The 5,634-nt window shown below is 69.2% G+C and carries 5 protein-coding genes; 3 read left to right on the top strand and 2 right to left on the bottom strand.

Features of this window, described 5'->3' with window-relative positions; genetic code table 11:
* Positions 1–270 precede the first annotated feature (270 nt).
* Positions 271–1,125: a hypothetical protein gene (locus CEK69_RS20425; protein ID WP_226975246.1), complete on the top strand. Its 855-nt coding sequence runs from the start codon at positions 271–273 to the stop codon at positions 1,123–1,125.
* Between the two features lie 45 nt (positions 1,126–1,170).
* Here CEK69_RS20425 and fabB read toward each other — a convergent pair whose 3' ends face one another.
* Positions 1,171–2,379, bottom strand: a complete 1,209-nt coding sequence (gene fabB / locus CEK69_RS20430) for a beta-ketoacyl-ACP synthase I (RefSeq protein WP_152237869.1) — start codon at positions 2,377–2,379, stop codon at positions 1,171–1,173.
* Positions 2,379–2,894 carry a 3-hydroxyacyl-[acyl-carrier-protein] dehydratase FabA gene (gene fabA, locus CEK69_RS20435; RefSeq protein WP_152247628.1) on the bottom strand — a complete coding sequence of 172 codons (516 nt, stop codon included), beginning with the start codon at positions 2,892–2,894 and terminating at the stop codon, positions 2,379–2,381. The genes fabB and fabA overlap by 1 nt, the downstream gene beginning before the upstream one ends.
* Before the next feature lie 200 nt (positions 2,895–3,094).
* On the opposite strand from fabA, the gene dinB reads away from it, so the two are divergent.
* Positions 3,095–4,165, top strand: a complete 1,071-nt coding sequence (gene dinB / locus CEK69_RS20440; RefSeq protein ID WP_173003408.1) for a DNA polymerase IV — start codon at positions 3,095–3,097, stop codon at positions 4,163–4,165.
* Positions 4,166–4,844: 679 nt separating this feature from the next.
* Positions 4,845–5,498: a phosphoglycolate phosphatase gene (gph, locus tag CEK69_RS20445; RefSeq protein ID WP_152247632.1), complete on the top strand. Its 654-nt coding sequence runs from the start codon at positions 4,845–4,847 to the stop codon at positions 5,496–5,498.
* The last annotated feature ends 136 nt before the right edge of the window (positions 5,499–5,634 follow it).

Consider the following 5,634-nt stretch of genomic DNA (forward strand, 5'->3'; position numbering starts at 1 on the left):
TGAAGCCCCTCCCACAAAAGCAGCTGTTTTTTATCGGCGCACTGGATCGCTTTGCAGCGATTGTGCTCCGCGGACTACGCTGCCGTCCCGATTCCCGATTCCCGATTCCCGATTCCCGGCTTTCAACAGCCGCAGGCTGGTCATCCCGAATCCCGAATCCCGAATCCCGAATCCCAGCTCCTCTGTGCTAGAACACAGCACAGCGGCACGGCGATCTTCGCCGCCGCGATCGCGGCGCAGGGCACTGCCGCACTGCACAAGGAGGACCGCATGAAGCGAGCAGGGTGGTGGACGCCGTTGCTGTTGGGCATGGCCGCGCCGGCATTGGCGCAGGACGGCAGCGGCACGGTGCGCATCGGCGCCAGTCTGCGCGCCGGCCCGGCGCCGGAGTATCCGCGCGTGGCCACGCCGGCCACCGACGACGCGTTGCAGGTGCATGGCTGCACACGGGATTGGGCCTGGTGCGATGTCAGCTGGCGCGAGAAACGCGGCTGGCTGCCGGCTGGTGCGATCGACTTTCACGAACAGGGGCAGGGCGTCGCGCCCGGCGCCTCGCTCGGTGTGCCCACGGTCGGCTTCGCGCTGGACCGCTACTGGGACACGCACTATCGCGGCCAGCCGTGGGCACGCGAACGCGCGCGTTACCGCCCGCTGGAAAGCGCGGCGACTGCCGCTGGTCCAGCGCAGATCCCGGCACCGCTGCAGCGGCAGTTGGCGCCGCAATGGCGGGCGCCCCCTCCACCGCAGGCGTCCGCGTCCGAGGCCGTGAGCGCCACGCCGGCATGGACGCCGCCGGGCGAGCGGATGCATCAGATCCCGCCGCCGGACGCACTCAATCCCCGCTACAACAAGGAACTGGCGAAGGAACTGCAACGCCAGGACAGCGACCGCCGCCAGCGCGAATCGATGGGACTGCAACCGGTGCCGCCGTCTGCTTCCGCACCGTCAGCATCGCCTTCGTGGCCGCCCACGCCCGCGACGATCCAGTGGGTCGAGCGGCATCCGCCGAAGCCGAGTTCGCCACCGCCTCCGCCTCCGCCTCCGCCCTCAGCGCCACCGGCCAAGCCGGAACCGCACAAGGACGAGGCCGCCGGGCGACACGACGTGAAGCAACTGGAACGCTGAGCCGCGCCACGGCGCCCTCAAAGGCGCCGTGCGGCCTGGGTACGGTCAGGCCTTGGCGAACACCAGCGCGGCGTTGGTGCCGCCGAAGCCGAAGCTGTTGGACATCACCGTGCGCAAGTCCGCGTCGCGGCTCTCGCGCACGATCGGGAAGCCCTCGGCGCGCGGATCCAGCGTGTCGATATTGGCCGAGCCGGCGATGAAGCCGTCGCGCAGCATCAGCAGGCAGTAGATCGCCTCGTGCACGCTCGCCGCACCCAGCGAATGCCCGGACAGCGCCTTGGTCGAGGACAGCGGCGGCACCGCGTCGCCGAACACCGCACGCACCGCGTCCAGCTCGGTGACGTCGCCCAGCGGCGTCGAGGTGCCGTGGGTGTTGAGGTAGTCGATTGGCGCGTCCACGCCCTGCAGCGCCATGCGCATGCAGCGCACCGCGCCTTCGCCGGACGGGGCCACCATGTCGGCGCCGTCGGAGGTCACGCCGTAGCCGACCAGTTCGGCGTGGATGCGCGCGCCGCGCGCCATCGCATGGTCGTAGTCCTCCAGCACCAGCATGCCGCCGCCGCCGGCGATGACGAAGCCGTCGCGCGCGGCGTCGTAGGGCCGCGAGGCCACCGCCGGCGTGTCGTTGAAGCCGGTGGACAGCGCGCCCATGGCGTCGAACATCAGGCTCATGGTCCAGTCCAGCTCTTCGCCGCCGCCGGCGAACATCACGTCCTGCTGGCCGTGGCGAATCAGGTCCGCCGCCGCGCCGATGCAGTGCGCCGAGGTCGCGCACGCGGCCGACAGCGAGTAGCTCACGCCCTTGATCTTGAACGCGGTGGCCAGGCTCGCCGACACCGCCGAACACATCGTGCGCGGCACCATGTACGGGCCGACCTTGCGCACGCCGCGGTTGCGCAGCAGATCCGCCGCTTCCACCTGCCAATGGCTGGAGCCGCCGCCGGAGCCGGCGATCAGGCCGATCCGCGGGTCGCTAATCGCCGCCTCGTCCAGGCCGGCATCGGCCAGCGCATCGCGCAGCGCCAGGTAGGCGTAGGCCGAGGCGTCGCCCATGAAGCGCTTGAGCTTGCGGTCGATCGCCGCGTCCAGATCCAGTTGCACATCGCCGCCGATCTGGCTGCGCAGGCCGGCCTCGACCGCCTGCGGGTTATGGCGGATGCCGGCGCGGCCTTCGCGCAAGGCGCGCGACACGCTGTCCAGATCGTTGCCCAGGCACGACGTGATGCCCATTCCGGTAATGACCACGCGCCGCATCAGAACGCCTCCGTCGACGTGAACAGGCCCACGCGCAGGTCCTTGGCGGTATAGATCTCGCGCCCGTCCACCGACATGCGGCCGTCGGCCACCGCCATCGCCAGCTTGCGGTTGATCACCCGGCTGATGTCGATCTCGTACACCACCTGCTTGGCGGTGGGCAGCACCTGCCCGGTGAACTTCACTTCGCCCACGCCCAGCGCGCGGCCGCGGCCGGGCGCGCCCAGCCAGGTCAGGAAGAAGCCGGTCAACTGCCACATCGCATCCAGGCCCAGGCAGCCGGGCATCACCGGATCGCCGATGAAATGGCAGCCGAAGAACCACAGGTCCGGGCGGATATCCAGTTCGGCGCGGATCACGCCCTTGCCGTGCGCGCCGCCGGTCTCGTCGATGGCGACGATGCGGTCGAACATCAGCATCGGATCGTTGGGCAGGCGCGCGGCGTCGGCGCCGAACAACTCGCCGCGTGCGCTGGTGAGCAATTGCTCGCGCGAATAGGAGGACAGACGACTCATGAGCGGAACATTCCCAGGCGAGACAGTCGAGGCGCGCAAGAGTGCATGAGCCTCGCGCGTTCAATCAAACGTTTTATCCGTACGCACGCGTAGTGTCGGCAGCGGCGGTGGCGCGCGCACTGTGCCGGATCAAGGCGCGCATTCTCAGTCCGTGCGCAGCGCGGGGCTTATCATGCGCACACCGTTCGCAGGCGTAGGGTATGGGGTCGATGCGCAAGATCATTCACGTCGACATGGACGCGTTCTACGCGTCCGTGGAGCAGCGTGACGATCCGGCGCTGCGCGGCAAGCCGGTGGTGGTGGCCTGGCGCGGCATGCGCTCGGTGGTGTGCGCCGCCTCCTACGAGGCGCGCGTGTTCGGCGTGCGCTCGGCGATGCCGGCGCTGCGTGCCGAGCGGCTGTGCCCGGACGCGATCTTCGTGCCGCCGGATTTCGCCCGTTACAAGGCGGTGTCGCGGCAGGTGCGCGAGATCTTCCAGCGCCACACCGACCTGATCGAGCCGCTGTCGCTGGACGAGGCCTACCTGGACGTCACCGAGCCCAAGGGCGAGTTGCGCACCGCCACCGAGATCGCCCAGACCATCCGCGCGCAGATCCGCGCCGAAACCGAACTGACCGCCTCGGCCGGCATCGCACCGAACAAGTTCCTGGCCAAGATCGCCTCGGACTGGCGCAAGCCCGACGGCCAGTTCGTGATCCGTCCGCATCGCGTGGAGGCGTTCCTGACCCCATTGCCGGTGAACAAGGTGCCCGGCGTGGGCAAGGTCATGGAGGCCAAGCTGGCGGAACTGGGCATCGCCACCGTGGGCGACCTGCGCGCGCGCAGCGAGGCGGAACTGGAAGCGCGCTTCGGCAGCTTCGGCCTGCGCCTGTACCAGCGCGCGCGCGGCATCGACGAACGCCCGGTGGAGTCGGACCAGCCGGTGCAGTCGATCTCCTCCGAGGACACCTTCGCCGAAGACCTGGCGTTGGACGCGCTGGAGCCGGCGATCCGGCAACTGGCCGAGAAGACCTGGAACGCCACCCGCCGCACCGAGCGCATCGCGCGCACCGTGGTGCTGAAGCTGAAGACCGCGCAGTTCCGCATCCTCACCCGCAGCTTCACCCCGGAGCAACCGCCGGACTCGCTGCAGGCCTTGATCGACATCGCCCTGGCGCTGCGCGAGCGGGTGGACCTGCCGGCATCCACCCGCTACCGCCTGGTCGGCGTCGGCCTGTCCGGCTTCCACGAGCGCGAGCCTGGGCAGGCGCAGGGGCGCTTGTTCGGTTGAGGCGGTGGCGTTGCCTGGGAGACTGCCTTCCCGGCTGATTGCATGGGAACGTGTGCCACGGGAGACTGTCGTACCCTTTATCGCCGCGCCCTGAGCGGTGCGTGGATTGAAACACCTGGGGTTACGGTGCGGCGACGGCGGGTCTGTGTCGCGCCCTTGCGGGGGGCGTGGATTGAAAGCACATCGAGTCGGTCAGCAGGCACAGCGTCAGCGGTCGCACACGCTCGCGTGTGCGTGTGTTGAAACAACCATGGGATGTGGGTGCAGGCCGAGAACCTGGCCGTCGCTCCCGCGTCGGGACTGAAGTCCCTCCCACAGGGGCATGCTGCTCGGGTTGCAACAGCGACTTCATCCTCCGGCACGCGGATCGACCTGGTCGCGCCCTCACGGATGCGTGGGTTGAAACATGGGTGGGGATCGCCAACCGGTGATGTTCTCGGGTGTCGTGCGCGCGAGTGCAGGGATCGAGCGGTTGACTCGGGCCGGGATGGATCGCGTGAGCGCGGTTCGCGCGCTCGGTCGCCGTCACGGCGCTGCCGCAGCGGGCGTGGCGTGGTCGCAATCGCGTGCCAGCGAAGGCAGCGTCCGCGCCACGCCGCGCCGCGCCCGCGCGCGGCGCAACCGCATACGAGCTTACGCCACCTACAATGCGCACTTATTCCACTGTGTTGGGCACAACATGACGTTTCCGTATGCATTGGTGGTGTTCGACCTGGACGGCACCCTGGTCGACAGCGGCGCCGACATCGCCGAGGCGTTGAACCGTACCCTGGCCGACTTCGGCCTGCCGCGCGTGTCGGAGGCGACCGTGCTCGGCTGGATCGGCGAAGGCGTGCGTAAGCTGGTCGAAATCGCCTGGCGGCATGCCGGCGATACAACACCGCTTGAGACGGTGATGCCGACCTTCATGCGTCACTACGCCGAATGCCTGTTGCGCAGTCCGCGGCTGTATCCGGGTGCGGCCGAGGCGCTGACGCAGTTGCATGCGGATGGCGTGACGCTGGCGCTGTGCACCAACAAGCCGTCGGCGATGGTGCCGCCGCTGTTGCGCCATCTGGGCGTGGCCGATCTGTTCTCTGCGGTGCTCGGCGGCGACAGCCTGCCCGAGCGCAAGCCCAGCCCGGCGCCGCTGCTGCACCTGGCGCAGCGGTTCGCGCAGCCGCCGGCGCGCTGCCTGATGGTCGGCGATTCGGGGACCGACCTGCAGGCCGGCCACGCCGCCGGCATGCCGGTGGCGCTGGTGCGCTACGGCTATCCGCGCGATCTGGATCTGGCCACGGCCGACGTGGTGTTGCTGATGGATGATTTGCGCGCGCTGCTGCAGCTTCGCTGATACGACGGCGATCCCAACACTGCAGTGTAGCGCAAAGACCGGGATGCGCTTGCAGGAGCGGCTTCAGCCGATGACGCAGTAAGCCCCTCTCCCCCCGGGAGAGGGGTTGGGGTGAGGGTCCGGGCGCGTAGCGGTC

Origin of the sequence: Xanthomonas sp. LMG 12462 (assembly GCF_009192885.1) — a bacterium.
In the GTDB taxonomy this organism is placed as follows: Bacteria; Pseudomonadota; Gammaproteobacteria; order Xanthomonadales; family Xanthomonadaceae; genus Xanthomonas_A; species Xanthomonas_A sontii.

Coding starts and splice junctions, on each gene's coding strand:
- CEK69_RS20425 (WP_226975246.1), top strand. CDS start 271: ATGAAGCGAGCAGGGTGGTGGACGCCGTTGCTGTTGGGCATGGCCGCG.
- fabB (WP_152237869.1), bottom strand. CDS start 2,379: ATGCGGCGCGTGGTCATTACCGGAATGGGCATCACGTCGTGCCTGGGC.
- fabA (WP_152247628.1), bottom strand. CDS start 2,894: ATGAGTCGTCTGTCCTCCTATTCGCGCGAGCAATTGCTCACCAGCGCA.
- dinB (WP_173003408.1), top strand. CDS start 3,095: ATGGGGTCGATGCGCAAGATCATTCACGTCGACATGGACGCGTTCTAC.
- gph (WP_152247632.1), top strand. CDS start 4,845: ATGACGTTTCCGTATGCATTGGTGGTGTTCGACCTGGACGGCACCCTG.